Genomic DNA, 16,730 nt, shown 5'->3' on the forward strand with positions numbered 1-16,730 from the left:
CCCACCATCGCCGTAATTTTGGATTTTCGATTTTGGATTTTGGATTGTTCGTAATCCAAAATCTAAAATCCAAAATCCAAAATAGTGGTGGGCCGGCGCTCGCAAGCGCGCTCCCACCCTACCAAATGAAGAAACCCGAGGGGAATCCTGCAATGGACGAGCCAATCCTGTTTGTCGACGATGATCCGAACCTGCTGTCGGCCGTGGCCCGCGGTCTGCGGGCACGCTTTCAACTTGAAACGGCCCTCGGCCCGGAACAAGGTCTGGAGTTGGTTCAAGCACGCGGCCCGCACCAGTCCTTTGCGGTCGTAGTCGCCGACATGCAGATGCCGGGTATGAACGGCGTGGAGCTGCTGCGGCGGGTCGCGGAGATCGCCCCCTTGAGCGTGCGGATCATGCTCACCGGCCAGGCCGACCAGCAGACGGCCATCGACGCCATCAACCAGGGGAGCATCTTTCGCTTTCTCACCAAGCCGTGCGGTCAGGAGTTGCTGGCCGGCACCTTGACGGCGGGCCTGGAGCAATATCGCCTGTTGACGGCCGAGAAGGAGCTGCTGGTCAAGACGCTCAGCGGCAGCGTGCGGTTATTGGCCGACATGCTGGCCCTGGCCAAGCCGAAGGCCTTCAGCCGCGCGGCCCGCGTCCGCAAGCTGGTGCAAGACATCGCCGCGCAGCATGGCATCGAGCCTGCCTGGCCGCTGGAGATCGGCGCGATGCTCTCGCACCTGGGCTGCGTGACTCTGCCGGAGACCGTTTTGGAAAAAGTCTGCGCCGGCCAGTCGCTCGGCCTGCGCGAGACGGCGCTCTTCTATTCGCACCCGCGCGTCGGCGCCGAGCTGCTCGGCAACATTCCGCGGCTGGCGCCGGTGGCCGAGATCGTCGCCTATCAAGAGAAGCACTTCGACGGGGCGGGCCCGCCCGACGACGGCCGTTCGGGCGAAGACATTCCGCTGGGCGCCCGCGTCTTGAAGCTGGCACTCGATTTCGACGTCTTGCGGGCGTCGGGCGAGAACCAGGGCCAGGCGCTCGCCGAGCTGCACCGGCGCAAGGGTTGGTATGATCCCGCGGTGCTGGAAACGTTGGCGCGGCTCTTCAATTGCGAGATTTGTTACGAGTCGCGCACGGTGCTGCTCAGCCAGCTCGAAGAAGGGATGTTGCTCGATCAGCACGTTCTGTCGAGCGAGGGCGACATTCTGGTGACCCGCGGGCAGGAAGTTTCGCTGGCGCTCATACAACGCCTCCGCAACTATGCCCAGGCGGTGCGCGGCGTCCAACAGCCAATTTCCGTGCTGATGCCCATTCGCGTAACAGAAACCAGCGCTGGCATTGCCGGCGGAACGCAGTAAAATGAGAGGAACGGAGTCGCGGGAATCTCATCTTTGTCTTTGGAGAAGTGCCTTGGGCACACATTCGATTCGCAAAAGGCGTTGGCCGTGCCTTGGCGGTGATTTCTTGGCTGTCCTGCTGAGCTGGGTTGTTCGGCGGCGTGATCGCCCGGCGTAATCGGCAACGTAAACGGTGAGGAGGACGGCTAACGGGGTCCAAACAATTTATACTTCACGCGGCCCAGAATGAGACATCGGCGGTGGCTGGGGCAGAGCCTGGCCAGGTGGAGGCTGGCACTCCGTTCATCTCGACGGCCAGGCGATGCCCCGGTTGGGCGCACCGGGGCATCGCTTGGCCTACAGCGCGCTGCTTGCTGACAACGCCGGCACCGATCATGGCCATTTCGCCCCCCTTTTGAGACGTGGTAACGGTTACCACCTGACATCGAATTGACGACACGAACGCACGGCTGACGCCGCGCATTTCGGCGTCTAAATTCATGGCACCGGTCGCTGAGTGGCTCAATTTGTCAGCGGGCCGCTAGCGCTGTTTGGGCGCCAGGCTCATGTGCGGGCTGCACCAGCCAACGAGAAAGTCCATCACTTCCAGGACGACATCCTCGTCGCTGTCGCGGCCCGCCTCGCGCAAAGCTTGACGGTTTTTGTCGAAGAAGCCGAGAATGGAGTCGCGCTGCTGACCGTCGCGTTGCATCGTTATTGCGAGCGCTCGCAATTGTTCGAGTGGCCTGGGTGCCCGAAGGGCCTCCTCTAATCTCACGTCAACGGACATACCACCGTTCTCCCTTCACGGAACTTGTCGCCACAGCGTCTGCGTCGCTGCAATCGCGTTTTGAAAATCGTCGAGAGTCATCGGTTTACTCGGCTCGATCAGGCCGTGGGTCGTCGTGCTTGGATCCGGTCGATAAACCAGATTCGATCCGAGCAAGCTGCTGTCGATCACCCACACTGGGTCTTTTCCCGTCCCTCCCAACTGTTGCGGACGCCGAAAATAAGGCAAATTCGCCGCCTGACCGGGGCTTACTGACAAGCCACCCAGACCCGGTTGAACAAGATCCCCAGGCAACGTGGCGAGCACGTCGGTACCCGGACGCACGCCAAGCGCTCGCGCATGGGGGCCGACGTCGGGCAAGCCGCTTTTGTTCTTGCGCATCGCCCTGAACAGGCTCGCCATCCGGATGTCCTGAGTATAATCCGCAGAACAGGATGACGGAAGCCGCAACTCCTGTCAAACTCTGCGGCAGGCCCGAAAGCCTGACTCAGGGGCTGGGCAGGAAGAAACGAAAATGACGGGCAGAACTTTCTTGGAATTCGAGGCCGGCGTTTCGCGTATTACTGGTAACGGCAAAAAGAAAGAAAACGGCCGGCGACCGCTTTTCCCTTGCCGACCGATCAGGCTCCCACGCCTGACGTATTGGTCTTCGCTTGGCTTGCCGGCGGACGCGGAACGCCCGATCAACTGTCAGAATCCGACAGTTGGCCCAATGGTGGGGTTCCCTCCGCGTTCTCGACGAACAGAAACCGGTGCTGGCATTGCCAGCGAAACGCCGTAAAATGAGAGGAGTTGACTCGGCGGAATCTCATCTTTGTCTTGGAGAAGTGCCTTGGGCATACCTTCGATTCGCAACCGCAGTGGCGTTGCGCTGGCGGTGATTTCTTGGCTATCGTGCTTTGCGATGGCACCGTTGTTTGCCGCCGACGTTCGCCTGCCGGCGAACGCCGGCGAGAGGGCCGACGCCGACCAGATCGCCATACTGGTGCGCGAACTGGGGGCCAACAGGTTCATCGTCCGCCAACACGCGCAACGGGCGTTGGTCGAAATCGGCTTGCCCGCCAAAGCGGCGCTGGAGACGGCGGTCCACGATCCCGACGGCGAGGTGCGTCAGCGCGCCAGGCAGGCCTTGGCCGCCATCGCGGACGTCGACTTTCACGCACGCCTCGGAGCGTTTCTTGCCGACTTGGACCCGGACCACCACTACGGCCTGGCGGGCTGGCAGCGTTACCGCTCGCTGTCGGGTGAAAGTCCCGCCGCGCGACGGCTGTTTGCCGATATGCAGCGGGCCGAACGAGAGCTGCTCGAAGCCGTGGCGAATGCGCCCGCGCAGGCCGGCGCCCTGCTCGACGCGCGATGCCAGCAGGTCGAAAACGGCATCGCCGGCGACCCGTTCAAACAGTCGCACCTCTCGCTGGCAACCATGTCGGCACTGCTTTTCGCGGGTGGCAACCCCGAAGTGCCGGTTTCTGCGCACGCGGGCGGCAGCCTTTTCAGCTTCGGCAGCCAGGCCGCGTTGGCGCAGGCGATGCACGCTCGGCCACCTTCGCCGGTGCGGCCGCTGGTGGCCGCCTGGGTGGGCCGATCGTTCGAGATTGATTCACTCACTTCCTATCGCAACCAACTGTTGGCCATGCAGTACCACCTGAAAGAGGCCGTGGCCCCGGCGCTCAAGTTGATTCAGCCGCCCGGCGGCCGACCGGAGTGGGAACACTTCGCCATCTTGGCCATTGCCAAGCTGGGCGGCCAAGAGCATGTGGCGGCGCTGGAACCTCTGCTGAACGACGAACGCACCATTGACGCCTCCGATCGCGGTGGTCAGAAGTCGGACGCGGAAATCCGCGACGTGGCGCTGGCCGCGATGCTGCACCTCACCGGGCAAAAGTTGTCGGACTACGGCTTCCAGCACGCAAAGGCGAATCCCACGCTCTTGTGGAATGCCACTTCGCTTGGTTTCAACGATCCCGCGGCCCGCGAAGAGGCCTTGAAAAAATGGCGTGCCTGGGCCGAAAAGCATCTCAAGTAGGGTAGGACCGGCGAGCTTGCGAGCGACGGCCCACCGATTCGAGGCGTCAGGTTTCAGGCGTCAGGCGTCAGGACAAACAACCTGACGCTTGACTTCGGTGGGCCGTCGCTCGCAAGCTCGCTGGTCCCACCCTACGGCTTTTTTGATGTGGCACTCCATGCACGAAGAACCGCTTTCCGCCCCCGGCTATCCAACCACGCGTCTGCGGCGATTGCGCTACGACGCGCGCATCCGCGATCTGGTGCGCGGCGTGCGATTGTCGCCCGCCACGCTGGTGCAGCCGCTCTTCGTGCGGCGCGGCAGCGGCGTCCAACACGAGATCGCGTCGATGCCCGGCCAGTATCAGTGGTCGCTCGATCTCGTCGTCGAAGAAGCGGCGCGGCTGGCCGAACTGAAACTGGGCGGCGTCATCTTGTTTGGCATTCCCGACGAGAAGGACGCGACCGGAAGCGACGCCTGTTGCGACGAGGGAATCATTCAAGACGCCGTGCGCGCGGTCAAGGCCGCCGCGCCCGGCCTGCTGGTGATGACCGACGTCTGCTTTTGCGAATACACCGATCACGGGCATTGCGGCGTGCTCTACGAGCGGCAGGGACTGGTCGACGTCGACAACGACGCCACGCTCGAACTGTTGTCCCGGCAGGCCGTCAGCCACGCGCGTGCCGGCAGCGACCTGGTCGCGCCCAGCGGCATGATGGATGGCATGGTGGCGGCCATTCGCCGCGGCCTCGACGACGCCGGTTTCACGCATCTGCCGATCATGAGCTATTCCGCCAAGTATGCGAGCGCGTTTTACGGGCCGTTTCGCGACGCGGCGGAAAGTGCTCCGCAGTTCGGCGACCGCCGCGGCTATCAAATGGACCCCGCCACGACCGCCGGCCAGGCATTGCGCGAGGTCGAGCTCGATCTGGCCGAGGGTGCCGACATGATCATGGTCAAGCCGGCGCTGGCCTATCTCGACGTTATCTCCGCCGTGCGGCAGCGTTTTGCCGGCGTACCGTTGGCGGCGTATAACGTGTCGGGCGAATACAGCATGGTGAAAGCGGCCGCCGCCCGTGGCTGGCTGAACGAGCGGCAGACCGTGCTCGAATCGCTCATCGCGATGCACCGCGCCGGCGCGGACATCATTCTTTCCTATTGGGCGCAGGACGTAGCGCAGTGGCTGAAGGATGAGTCGTAGGGTGGGACCAGCGAGCTTGCGAGCGCCGGCCCACCATAATCGACGTCCCTAACGGTGGGCCGGCGCTCGCAAGCTCGCTGCTCCCACCCTACGCGAAGGATACACCACAATGACCACACCACGCGACCGTAGCCATCGGGCATTTTTCCGAGCAAAGCAACTTATTCCCGGCGGAGTGAACAGCCCGGCGCGGGCCTTCGGCGGCGTCGGCGGCGAGCCACTGTTCATCGCTCGCGGCGAGGGAGCATACCTGGTCGATATCGACGGCAACCGCTATCTCGACTACATCGGATCGTGGGGGCCGATGATCCTGGGCCATGCCCATCCGCGCGTCACCGCGGCGCTGGAAGAAGCGGTCCGCCGCGGTACGAGCTTCGGCGCGCCGACCGAGGCCGAAAGCGAGTTGGCCGAGTTGATCGTCGAGGCCGTGCCCTCGGTCGAAAAAGTGCGGCTTGTCAACTCCGGCACCGAAGCCACGATGAGCGCCATTCGTTTGGCCCGCGGCTATACGGGCCGGGAGATCATCGTCAAGTTCGCCGGCAACTACCACGGCCACGTCGATAGCCTGTTGGTGGCCGCCGGCAGCTCGGCCGCGACCCTGGCCGTGCCCAATTCGCCCGGCGTCACGCGCGGCACGACGCAAGACACGCTGGTGCTGGAATACAACGATTGCCAAGCTTTGCGGCGTGCCTTTGCCGAGCATGGCCCGCGAATTGCGGGCGTGATCGTGGAGCCGGTCGTAGGCAACATGGGCTGCGTCATTCCGGCCCACGAGTTCCTCCATGCCTTGCGCGAGGAGGCGAGTCAGGCCGGCGCCTTGTTGATCTTCGACGAGGTGATGACCGGTTTTCGCGTGGCGTACGGCGGAGCCCAGTCGCTCTTTAACGTTTTGCCCGACCTGACGACGCTGGGCAAAATTGTCGGCGGAGGTTTGCCGGTCGGCGCCTATGGCGGCCGGGCCGAGATCATGGACCACATCTTGCCCACGGGCAAGGTCTTTCAGGCTGGCACGCTTTCCGGCAATCCGCTGGCGACCGCGGCGGGCATTGCCACGCTCAAAGAGCTGCGCGACAACCCGCCCTACGAACGGCTGGAAAGTCTCGGTGCGAAGCTCGAAACGGGCCTGGTGGCGGCCGCGCGGGACGCCGGCTTGCCGCACTCGGCGGCCCGCGTCGGCAGCATGCTCACGCTGTTTTTCCACGCCGGGCCGGTAACGAGTTGGACCGAGGCCAGCCATTGCGACACCCCGCGTTTCGCCCGATATTTCTGGGGGATGCTCGAACGGGGCTTCTACCTGCCTTGCAGCCAGTTTGAGGCCCTCTTCCTGTCCGCCGCCCACACCGACGCCGACGTCACGCACACCATCGACGCCGCGCATGAGGCACTGCGGACGGTTGCCCGCACTCCGTGATGGGGTATTCGGGCGAACTGCTCGAAGAACGAAAAACTTCACTTCTTGCCCGACGCGGCCAAAAGCCGTACATTGCCCACGTCTTTCGCTGTCAAGCAAAAATGTACTCGCCCGCCCCTGATGCAACCGCTCAAGTTCAACGAAGAGTTCGCCACGGTTTACGACGCGGCCGCCGGGCTGGCCAAAAGCTCCGGCGCGCATGCCGTCTTGCTGCTGCTCGACGGCCCCACCGATTGGCAGCAGTTGCGGCAACATGCCGCCGGTGAGCGAGTCATCGTGGCCGCCGACACGCCCGAGCAGCTTGCCGGAGCCCATGCCGCCGGGCTGTTGCCCGTGGTGCTCGATATGGCTGAAAGCCCCGTCTACGACAAGCTTTCGCAGGCCCTGTTGGAGGCGGTGGCCGACGAATTCGTGCGGCCCGGAGCGCGGGTGGTGGCCGTCTATAGCGGTTTCGAGGCGCGGGCACTCGATTCGATCAGCGTGATCGACCTGGGCGACCATTTGGGCCGCCTGACCGTTCGCGACCTGCAGCAGCTCGAAACGCGGGTGCCGCTCGATACCTTGCAAACGGTGGTGAACCTGGCCCTGGAGATTGGCCGCGAGGGACGCGAAGGCAAGCCGGTCGGCACCATGTTCGTGGTGGGCGACACGGTCAAGGTCCGCAAGATGTGCCGTTCGGCCGGCTTCGATCCGGTCAAGGGTTACAGCCGCAAAGAGCGAAACCTGAAGAGTGCCCGTGTGCGCGAGGCGATCAAGGAGATTGCCCAAATGGATGGTGCCATCGTCGTGGCGGCCGACGGCACGGTGGAGCTGTCGTCACAATATATCGACGCGCCCGCGACGAACATTACGCTGGCCAAAGGTTTGGGCGCTCGGCATTGGGCCGCGGCCTCCATCAGTCGGGCAACCAAGGCGGTGGCGGTGGCCGTGAGCGAGTCGAACGGGACGGTGCGGATTTTTCAGAACGGCGAAGTCGTGCTGCGCATCGAGCCGTTCCGACGGCCGATGAAGTGGCGCGAGTTCGAGTATGAGCCACCCGGGGAGTAGGTGAGGGTTCAGGGTTCAGGCGCGCCACCTAGAAATCGTTCGAACTCGGCGATGCGCGCTTCCAAGGCGCGTACGCGGCGCTCGAGTCGCTCGACGCGCTGGCGATCGGTAAGCGACTCGTCCGTCGACTCAGGCGGTTCGGGGTCTGCCAGGGGGGCCGCTGGGACCGCGGGCATGATTTCGGCCAGCCGCAGGTTGCGCTGGATGAGTTTGCCACGGCTGTAATAGTCGATCTTCACTTCTTGGCCGGGACGCGCGCGGGCGATGATCCGTTTCAAGTCGTCGGGGTTGTCGACTTCCTGGCCGTCGACGGCGACGATGATCGCCTTCAGCGGGATGCCCGCCGCCGCGGCGGGCGATCCCGCGGCCACCCGCGACACGACCGCCCCTCGCGCCACCGGCGCGCCGGCGGCGGTGGCCGCTTGAACGTCGCACTCTTCGACGCGTACCCCGAGCTGCACCCTGCGCAGCGGCTGGGGCTCGCCACTAATGGGGCCAAATTTCGCAAAGCGCCGCGCGCCTGGCGGCGGCCGTGGGCCGAGCGTCACCTCGATGTCCTGGGGTTTGCCATGCCGCTCGATCGTGATCCGCAACGTCTTGCCCACGGGCTGGCCTGCCACGGCTGCCGCGAAGTCGTCCAGCGTGCGGACCGGCTTGTCGCCGATTTTCGTCACCAGGTCGCCCGCTTCCAGGCCGCTCTTTTCGGCCGGGCTGCCCTCATGCACCTCCAGCAACTCGACGCCTTGCCCCTTGGCCGCCGGATCGTCGGCGACGACGCCCAAATAACCGATGTCGGCGTCATCGGCCGCGGCGCCCTCTTGCTGCGCCAGTTCGCGCACGCGGCGTTCCAAGCGGTCGACGGCCGGCTGGGCCAGGGCGTCGCAAGCCGCAAAAGACCAACTGGCTAGAATTCCGAACGTGACGAGCGGCCGGTTCATGTTTCGATTTTTCCTGGGCCTTTCTGCAAGTGTAAGCTTATGTCATCCCTCGCTACGGTGAGACTTTTCGTATGCGATGCCGTCCCGGCTCAACGACCACGAAGGATTCGGCCAACCGGTCGAATCACCTGGCACCGCCGACGTCGATCATGGCAACTCTCTCCAACATCATAACGCCCTGCCATGCGGCAGTCACGACGGGATCCGAGGATTCCGTTGGGGGAGCACAAAGACTCGCCCGTGGCTGGCCTGAACTCCTGCCGTTTCACGTATCCTGAACCCTCCTATGGTGCGCCGCCACGCTCCGCGGTATCTTCCACACATGCTCCTTGCCAGCAGCGACCGATTCGACATCGGCCCGCCTCCCGCCGATTTGCAGCGCGCCGCCTTGGAATGGGCGTTCGAGTCGATTGGCGTTCCGCAGCGCGGCTCGCTGGTCGAACAAACGCTCACCGCCGCCGCACGCGGCGAGCGGTCGCTCGACGGACTTCTGGCTGCCTGGCGCGAACACCGCGTGCTGGGGGCAGTGTGGTCTGAGATTCAACCAGGCGACTCCGCCGCGGTCTGGCCGCCGCAAACCTCGAGCGAGGCGCCGCCAGCCTTGGCCGACGAGCTGCTCGAACGGGCACTCGATCGATTGGCCTCGAAGAAAGTGACGATGGTGCAAAGCTTGCTTCTCACCGACGCGGGCATCGACGCCGCGCGGTTTCGCCGTGCGGGCTTCGACCACCCCTGCGATCTGCTCTATCTGGCCAGCTCGCGGCCGCAGTTTCCCACGGCGCCCAGCGGTGCGGATTTGCAGTTTGCGCCGATCGTGCCGTCCGCGCTCGATGAATTGGCGGGCCTGATCGAGAAGACGTATCAGCAGACGCTCGACTGCCCGGCGCTCAACGGACACCAAGATTGTCGGCAGGTCGTCGCGGGCTACCGGGCCACCTGCCGAGACGACCTGCGAAATTGGTTTACGGTGCGGCACAACGACGAGGCCGCCGGCTGCCTGTTGCTGGCCGACCATGCCCGCTCGCAAAGCTGGGAGTTGATCTACATGGGCCTGGTGCCTGTCGCCCGTGGCCGCGGCTGGGGAATCGAGTTGGTCCGGCAAGCCCAGTGGCTGGTGCGGCAGCAGGGCGGCGAACGTCTCTTGCTGGCGGTCGACGCGGCCAACTCGCCGGCCTTGCGGATTTATGCGGCCGCCGGTTTCATGACCTGCGACCGCCGCTCGGTGTTTTTGAAATTCCTGTCGCGATCAACGGAGGATGGGCCTCCCGGCCCGTCGAGTCGCACGGTGACGGCATAGTGCTTTGTCAGTCGTCGATGGATGGCGGTCGGTGGCTGGGGCAGAGCTTGGCCGCTACCACCGCGACCTTTAGGATACGCTCTGCGGCCAAGCGATGCCGGTTTGACGTGCCGGGGCATCGCTTGGCCGCAGCGCGTGTCCTCAGACCGGGCCGACTCTGGCCAAGCTCTGCCCCAGCCACCGCCCCACAACTCGTTGATGTGATGACGGTTGCGGAGCCCGCGCAAATCGCCCGCCCCGCGGTGCCGACACGTTATCCACTCGGGCGAGTCGAGCGGCAAAATTTTTTCTTCATCGCCTGCGCCGCCGCGCCGCGCTCGTTTGCCGAAGAAACCCGGCGTTGCGGCCGCGATGCTGGCCGCGGGGGTTGGCCACCCTGTCGGGGCGCTTTGACAGGAGTGCTAGCAGCCTTACAATCGACGCCTCGGGTGACATCAACAACCTACTTCGGCGTTGGTTTTCCAACGCCGCGTGTCCAGCGACAACCACTCACGGACCGACGTTGGCTGTGACGGGGAAACGCGCGCCGATCGCGCGGCTGGAGACGACACTGCGCTGAGGATTCAGGAAGTGACAAGGGACGATATGGAGATCGGGTCGGCGCTGCGCCTTGCGCTGGCCGACCAGGTGGGACAAGATCGCTTCGATCTTTGGTTCGGCAATCACACGTGTCTCGACTACGACAACGAGACCGTGACCGTGCGCGTTCCCAACCAGTTCTACCAGGACTGGCTGCGCACGAATTTCAGGCGCCAGATCGAGGCCTCCTGCCACGCGGCGCTGGGCAAGGTGGTGCCCGTGCGGTTCCACATCGACCCCGGCCTTGAGCACAAGCCGCCGGTGCCGACCGCGCCGCCTTGCACGACCGCGCCGACGGCCTGCGGCGCGGTCGCCAAGCTCGCGCCGGCGGAACCGGCCGCGGTTCACCGCCGCCGCATGGCGACGCTCGATTCGTTCGTCGTCGGGCCCTCGAACCAACTTGCCTGGGTCGCCGCGCAGACCACCGCCAGCCGTTTGGGCGCCTCGTCGCCGCTGGTGCTGCACGGCCCGACCAGCGTCGGCAAGACGCATCTGCTCGAAGGAGTCGTGAGCGAAGTGCGGCGGCTGCGCAGCGGAGCGCAGGCCGTGTACCTCTCGGCCGAGCAGTTCACGACGCTCTTTCTCGAAGCGCTGCACGGACGCGGACTGCCCTTGTTCCGCCGCAAATACCGGGGCCTCGACCTGTTGATCGTCGACGACATCCAGTTCCTCGTCGGCAAGCGGGCCACGCTCGCCGAGCTGCTGCACACGATCGACGTTTTCATCCGCGAGGGGCGGCAGCTTGTCTTTGCCGCCGACCGCCCGCCCTGCGAGCTGGGCGACCTCGGCCAGGACTTCACGACGCGGTTGCAAAGCGGCCTGGTGTGTGACATCGGGCCGCCCGAATACGAGACGCGGGTGGGAATTGTGCGGCGGCTGGCCGAGCGGATGGGACTCGATCTGCCGGAAGAAGTGCGGCACTTTGTGGCGACGCGCATCACGACGCACGCGCGCGAGCTGTCTGGGGCGCTGAACCGGCTCGACGCCACCAGCCGCGCCCTGGGTCAGCCGATGAGTCTGGCGTTGGCCGAGCAGACCTTGGCCGATGTTCGCCGCCAGACGCGCAGCGTGCGGCTGGGCGATATCAACAAGGCGGTTTGCGACGTGTTCGGGCTGGAGCCGCAAATGCTGCAATCGGAGGCCAAGGCCAAGCAGGTCAGCCATCCGCGGATGCTGGCCATGTGGTTGGCCCGACGCTATACGCGGGCGGCCTTGAGCGAGATTGGCAGTTACTTCGGCGGCCGCAGCCACAGCACGGTCATCTCGGCGAACAAGAAGGTGCGCGGCTGGATGGAGTCGCATTTGCCGATGGAACTGGCCGACGGCGAATGCACGGTCGACGAGGCGGTCCGCCGCGTGGAACAAGCGCTGCGGGCAAGTTGATCCATTTTGGATTTTCGATTTTGGATTTTGGATTGGGTCCTGCGCTGCTCTAATCCAAAATCCAAAATCGAAAATCCAAAATGCCCGACGACGTTCCCCAGTGGCGACTCCCCAGCGGCATCACGCTGGGACTCTGGCAGTATGCGCACGCCGACCATATTGCCTACCGCTACGACGATTACTTCGCCCAAAACAGCCTGTTCGAGTTCGATGAGGCCGTGCTGTCGCGCCACCTTTCCCGGCCCGGCCTGCTGGTCGATCTGGGCTGCGGCACGGGCAGGCTGCTGGTGCCGTTCGCCCGGCGCGGCTTTCGCGGGCTGGCAGTCGATCTATCGATGCCGATGCTCGACGTGGTGGGCCAAAAGGCGCGTGAAGAGTCGCTGGCCATCGACCGTTTGCGGGCCAATCTGACCGAACTGGGCTGCCTGCGCGACGCGGTGGCCGACTATGCCATTTGCATGTTCAGCACGTTGGGCATGGTCCGCGGCCGGCAGAACCGCCTGCGCGTATTGGGTCATGCCCGTCGCATTCTTAAACCCGGCGGCAAGTTCGCGCTGCACGTTCACAACCGCTGGTATAACCTGTTCGACCCGCAAGGCCGGGCATGGCTGGCGCGAAACCTGTTCGGTTCGCTCGTGCGGCGCGACCAGGAGCCGGGCGACAAGTTCTTCGACTATCGAGGCATTCCGAACATGTTTCTGCACGTCTTCACACGTCGGGAATTGAAGACCGATCTTTTGGCCGCCGGTTTTCGCATCGTCGAGTTCATCGCGCTCGACACCCAGCGGCGTCACGCGCTGCGGCGGCCGTGGCTCTTCGGCCGGCTGCGGGCAAACGGCTGGATCGTGGTCTGCGTGCCGGATTAACCGATGGCTTGCGCGAATGGAGGAGGCTGGGGCCAGCCACCACTTACTTCTTCGCGGCATACAAGTCGTCGGCGGTCTTGACGATCGGCGTGGCGGACTTTGCCGCGCGAGGCGCCCGTGAGGGTTGCACCCCCCCCAGCCGCTCGATCGCACGCGCCTTCAGCGGGCCGGCTTGCGGCGACGACTTGACGAGCTTCAGCAAGCCGGTGGCTTCACGTACATGGCCCGATTCGATCAGCTTGTCCGCTTTGCCGCGACGAGATCCACCGCCAGATGAGCACGGGACGGCTTGGCCGCGAGCTGTTTCCGCTGCTGATGGCGCTCGTGGCCCTCGTGCCGGCGTTCTCGCGAGGCTTTGACGCGCTGGCGAATCTGATTCACCAGCGGCAGCTCGACGAAGACGCCCGGATCGTCGAACGATTGGCTTCCCGGCGTGGCCATGATGCAGCACGCCGGCCGCCGCCCGCTCTTTCGTGTGAACAGCCGCGACGGCCGGTCGTAGCTCCAATGCTCCGCCGGCTCGCGAAAGGGCGCAGCCGAACTATACAGCGAGCGCTGGCGGAACGGCACAGAGTCCGTTCCCTACAGAGTTTGCGGCGCGCCCGCTGCCACGAACAGTCTTGCCGCATGCCGCCGGCGACGGTCTGCGACCACAAAGGCCCGGAAAAACTCAAGATGATCCCCAGAGCCGCAGAAGCGGCCGCCCGTTGGAAATCGGGCAGCCCCTGCCTCGCGCGTCGCGGATCACCGTCTGCGGGTCGACGCCCAAGGTCGAAAAGACCGTGGCGGTCAGATCGGCCGGGCTGACGGGATGCTCCAGCACGTGCGCGGCGTGTCGATCGGTGCGGCCGTAAATCGCCCCGCCCGGCAGCCCCGCGCCGGCCAAGACCACGGTGAAGGCGAACGGCCAGTGATCGCGGCTGGCGTACTTCTTGTCGATTTTGGGCGTGCGGCCGAAATCGCCCATCCAGACCACCAGCGTCTCGTCCAGCAGGCCGCGCTCGGCCAGGTCGCTCAGCAAGGCGGCCAAGGCGCGGTCGGCCCGCGGCGCCAGACGGTCTTCGACCAACGGAAAATGATTGCGATGCGTGTCCCAAGGGTTGTTCGCCAGCCGCGGCCCCTTGCCGTCGGCCCAGTCCTGCTCTTCCTTGCCCCAATAGACGGTGACAAACCGGGCGCCGCCTTCGACCAACCGCCGTGCCAACAGCACCGATTGCCCGTGCCGGTTGCGACCATAACGCTCGTGCATTTCGGCCGGCTCGCGCTCGATCTCGAACGCGGCCTGCACGCTGGGGCGGCTCAAGAGCGCCACCGCCTGCTGCTGGTACTCGTCGAAACGCCGCACCTCCACCGATGCTTCGAGCCGTGCCAATTGCCCGTTGTAGCGCTCGACCAACGAACCGACCTGCGTAAAACGCTCACGCGAGATTTCCGGCAGCAAACGTAACGATGGCTTGACGAGCCTGGCCTCCTCGCGCGTGATCTCGACGCGGAACGGGTCGTACGAGCCACCCAGGAATCCGGCGTTCTGCCCCGGCAGCACGCGGGCTTCCATCTTCATGGTCTCCGGCAGTTCGATGACTTTCGGCATCGCCGCGGGGCGACGGTCGGCATAGCCGAACGAAGCGCCCATCTGCGGAAAGTCGGTCTCTTCGACCTTCAGGTTGCCCGCCGAGCTGATGTGCTTGTAGCCGGTGAGCATCTGGTAGACCGCCGGGTCGTGGACGGTTTCTTGATGGCAGACGCTGCGGACCTGCACCAGGCGGTGCATTTGCCGTGCGGTCAGGGGCAGCAGTTCCGAGACGTGCGTGCCCGGCACCGAGGTGGCAACGGAAGCATAGGGACCGCGTATCTCCTGGGGCGCGTCGGGTTTGAGATCCCACAGATCGAGCTGGCTTGGGCCGCCATCCATATAGAGGAGGATGCAAGCTGTGGCGCGGGCTTTGGCGGCGCTGCCCGATTCGGCCGCCTGCAAAAGCGCGTTCAGCGGCTGGCCGCCCAGCGCGACCACGCCCAAGGTCAGCAGATCGCGACGGGGAAGTTGCGGCCAGACAAGCATGATCGTTGCCCTGTGGACGGTGTGGATAGGCGTGGACGCAAGAGCCACTCTTGTTCTACTCGCTGGTCGAGATCTCGGCCAGCCTGCGTTCGATGCCCATGCTCGCGCCGCGACGGTTGACCTGATGCTTCCTTATCATCTGTTCGGCGGCGTGGTCCACGCGTGTTACAATCAACGAAGTCAGCGGCCCTCGGAGATGAACATGAATGCCAACCCATCGATCTATCAGCCGCCGCGCGTCGTGTCGGCCGTCGGCCTCGGCTTTCTGGCCGTTTTTGCCGGGCCTGTGGCGGCGGCCGCCCCAGTGGCCATTCGCGATCGCGCGGTCGATCGGGTGGCGCTGGTCGGAGGCGAGCAGATTTTGGGCATGTTCGCGGCCCCGCCGGCCGACGGCACGGTCACGCTTTATGTCCGCCGCCAGTGGCTGAAAAAACACCAGCCGGCCCTCTATCGCAAGACCGCGGCCGGCGAAGACGATCGCCGCAAACAAGCGCTCGAAGAGTATCTCCAACGTCTCAAGACGTGGCGCGAGCGGCGGCCCGAACCGAAGCTGCTGAACGACTTCATCGAACGCAGCATTCGCGACGTGGAATCGCGCCTGCAAGGCGCCGGCGATCAAGATGCCGAAGCCGGGCCTTCACAGCTTATGGTGGTGGAAGTGCTGGCCATCAAGGTCAAACGGCATGATGTCCAACCGACCGCGGTGCGGCGGCTGCTCGGTCTGGCCTGGCAGGCGCGGCTCGACGATGCCGAAGACCTTTCGGCCGCGGCATTGGCCGAAAAACTCAAGGAGCAAGCGGTCGACGTCGAGCACGCCGTGCCCGACCTTTCGGACCGCTTCGACATTGTGCCGCTCGACGACCGTCAGTGGGCGGCCAAGGTGGCGCTGATCGAATTCGAGATCCTGGTGCAGCCGCACTTTCAAGGCACCGGCGGCATGCTGGTGCGCGACGACGGCGACGGCGGGAATCGTCCGCCGTTGGCCGATCTGATCGGCGGCATGCTGCAAGATCAGCTTGGCGACGCGTTGGGCGATTTGCTCAATCCGCAGCCGGGCGGCGCAGGCGATGGCGGTGCGACCAAGCAACGCAAAGCAGCGAACGAGGCGCTGGCCTCGGCCGCCGAAGAGAAGGCGACCGGCGTGCGAATCACCTATCTCGATCAGGACATCGCCAACCGTCGCGTGACGGTGACGGACACGTTTTACGCCCTCATGCCTGGCAATGCCTGGGAAGCGATTTGGCGGCAATCATCAACGGCCGGGATCGATGTGGCCAAAGAGATGAACGAAGACGAGCTGGCGGCCGATCCGCAAGTGGCTGAGGTTTCGAAGACGTTGAAAGGTCTGGGGATCGACGCGAATAACGAGCTCTTCAAGTCGGCGCTGCGCTTCGGCGGTGCGACGCAGAAGGCGGTGCAAGACAGCGACCGCGCATTCACCGAGTATTTGCTTTCGCACACGCGCCGCCTCATCGGCCCGCCGGTGCCGTTGCCGTCCGCGGCGCGCTAGGAAGGTGTCCGAACGTCCAGGACCGGTTCGTCAGCCCGGCCGCCATCGCCGGCGTCATCCTGTCGGCCAGCGTTCTGGGCTGCCAACAGAAGTTGTAATAGGCCATGTGCAGCGTGACTGCGGCTTCAAGGCAATCCAGCTTTTTGCTGAACCCAAGGGCCAGCCGCGCGAACCGCTTCATAAAGGTCCGCACGGTCAGGTTCGACCGTTCAACGTGGCTGGTGCGTATCGTGTTCTCTTGATCGGGGCCTATCCCGCGGCGGCCGGTTCGCTTGGTGCCGACCATTTCGCTGGGCTGATACAAGATCTTGGCGTTGCG

General features: G+C 64.7%; 15 protein-coding genes and 1 pseudogene. 9 read left to right on the top strand and 7 right to left on the bottom strand.

Annotation, left to right across the window (positions count from 1 at the left end; all coding sequences use genetic code 11):
* The first annotated feature begins 152 nt into the window (after positions 1 to 152).
* Complete coding sequence (locus VNH11_13655) at positions 153 to 1,346, top strand: HD domain-containing phosphohydrolase (GenBank protein ID HVA47410.1); 1,194 nt, start codon at positions 153 to 155, stop codon at positions 1,344 to 1,346.
* A 520-nt stretch (positions 1,347 to 1,866) separates the two neighbouring features.
* On the opposite strand, the gene VNH11_13660 is transcribed toward VNH11_13655, so the two are convergent.
* The gene (locus VNH11_13660; GenBank protein HVA47411.1) at positions 1,867 to 2,037 is read right to left on the bottom strand and encodes a hypothetical protein; all 171 of its coding nucleotides are present in this window, start codon (positions 2,035 to 2,037) and stop codon (positions 1,867 to 1,869) included.
* A 93-nt stretch (positions 2,038 to 2,130) separates the two neighbouring features.
* The gene (locus tag VNH11_13665) at positions 2,131 to 2,517 is read right to left on the bottom strand and encodes a hypothetical protein (GenBank protein ID HVA47412.1); all 387 of its coding nucleotides are present in this window, start codon (positions 2,515 to 2,517) and stop codon (positions 2,131 to 2,133) included.
* A gap of 502 nt (positions 2,518 to 3,019) precedes the next feature.
* Here VNH11_13665 and VNH11_13670 point away from each other — a divergent pair.
* From VNH11_13670 to VNH11_13685, 4 genes are all read left to right on the top strand, one after another.
* Positions 3,020 to 4,141 (top strand): HEAT repeat domain-containing protein, encoded by a 1,122-nt coding sequence (locus VNH11_13670; protein ID HVA47413.1) that lies wholly within the window; start codon positions 3,020 to 3,022, stop codon positions 4,139 to 4,141.
* A 157-nt stretch (positions 4,142 to 4,298) separates the two neighbouring features.
* A complete protein-coding gene (hemB, locus tag VNH11_13675; protein ID HVA47414.1) occupies positions 4,299 to 5,321 on the top strand; it encodes a porphobilinogen synthase in 1,023 nt (340 codons plus the stop codon).
* A gap of 109 nt (positions 5,322 to 5,430) precedes the next feature.
* Positions 5,431 to 6,732: a glutamate-1-semialdehyde 2,1-aminomutase gene (gene hemL, locus VNH11_13680; GenBank protein HVA47415.1), complete on the top strand. Its 1,302-nt coding sequence runs from the start codon at positions 5,431 to 5,433 to the stop codon at positions 6,730 to 6,732.
* 120 nt (positions 6,733 to 6,852) lie between these two features.
* Positions 6,853 to 7,779, top strand: a complete 927-nt coding sequence (locus VNH11_13685; GenBank protein HVA47416.1) for a diadenylate cyclase — start codon at positions 6,853 to 6,855, stop codon at positions 7,777 to 7,779.
* An 8-nt stretch (positions 7,780 to 7,787) separates the two neighbouring features.
* Here the strand turns inward: VNH11_13685 and VNH11_13690 are convergent, their stop codons facing one another.
* Positions 7,788 to 8,717, bottom strand: a complete 930-nt coding sequence (locus VNH11_13690; protein ID HVA47417.1) for a PDZ domain-containing protein — start codon at positions 8,715 to 8,717, stop codon at positions 7,788 to 7,790.
* Positions 8,718 to 9,003: 286 nt separating this feature from the next.
* On the opposite strand from VNH11_13690, the gene VNH11_13695 reads away from it, so the two are divergent.
* From VNH11_13695 to VNH11_13705, 3 genes are all read left to right on the top strand, one after another.
* Complete coding sequence (locus VNH11_13695) at positions 9,004 to 10,014, top strand: GNAT family N-acetyltransferase (GenBank protein ID HVA47418.1); 1,011 nt, start codon at positions 9,004 to 9,006, stop codon at positions 10,012 to 10,014.
* Positions 10,015 to 10,584: 570 nt separating this feature from the next.
* Positions 10,585 to 11,976 carry a chromosomal replication initiator protein DnaA gene (gene dnaA / locus VNH11_13700; GenBank protein ID HVA47419.1) on the top strand — a complete coding sequence of 464 codons (1,392 nt, stop codon included), beginning with the start codon at positions 10,585 to 10,587 and terminating at the stop codon, positions 11,974 to 11,976.
* Positions 11,977 to 12,056: 80 nt separating this feature from the next.
* On the top strand, positions 12,057 to 12,842 hold the full coding sequence (locus tag VNH11_13705; GenBank protein ID HVA47420.1) for a methyltransferase domain-containing protein: 786 nt from the start codon (positions 12,057 to 12,059) through the stop codon (positions 12,840 to 12,842).
* A gap of 43 nt (positions 12,843 to 12,885) precedes the next feature.
* Here the strand turns inward: VNH11_13705 and VNH11_13710 are convergent, their stop codons facing one another.
* The 3 genes from VNH11_13710 to VNH11_13720 form a co-directional block, all read right to left on the bottom strand.
* Positions 12,886 to 13,044 (bottom strand): hypothetical protein, encoded by a 159-nt coding sequence (locus VNH11_13710; GenBank protein ID HVA47421.1) that lies wholly within the window; start codon positions 13,042 to 13,044, stop codon positions 12,886 to 12,888.
* Between the two features lie 32 nt (positions 13,045 to 13,076).
* A complete protein-coding gene (locus VNH11_13715; GenBank protein ID HVA47422.1) occupies positions 13,077 to 13,412 on the bottom strand; it encodes a hypothetical protein in 336 nt (111 codons plus the stop codon).
* Positions 13,413 to 13,512: 100 nt separating this feature from the next.
* Positions 13,513 to 14,901, bottom strand: a complete 1,389-nt coding sequence (locus tag VNH11_13720) for a DUF1501 domain-containing protein (protein HVA47423.1) — start codon at positions 14,899 to 14,901, stop codon at positions 13,513 to 13,515.
* Positions 14,902 to 15,103: 202 nt separating this feature from the next.
* Between VNH11_13720 and VNH11_13725 the strand changes: the two genes are divergently transcribed.
* Positions 15,104 to 16,411, top strand: a complete 1,308-nt coding sequence (locus VNH11_13725; GenBank protein ID HVA47424.1) for a hypothetical protein — start codon at positions 15,104 to 15,106, stop codon at positions 16,409 to 16,411.
* 16 nt (positions 16,412 to 16,427) lie between these two features.
* Here VNH11_13725 and VNH11_13730 read toward each other — a convergent pair.
* Positions 16,428 to 16,640: pseudogene (locus tag VNH11_13730) on the bottom strand (IS1 family transposase).
* Positions 16,641 to 16,730 lie beyond the last annotated feature (90 nt).

Source organism: Pirellulales bacterium, assembly GCA_035533075.1.
Taxonomy (GTDB): domain Bacteria; phylum Planctomycetota; class Planctomycetia; order Pirellulales; family JAICIG01; genus DASSFG01.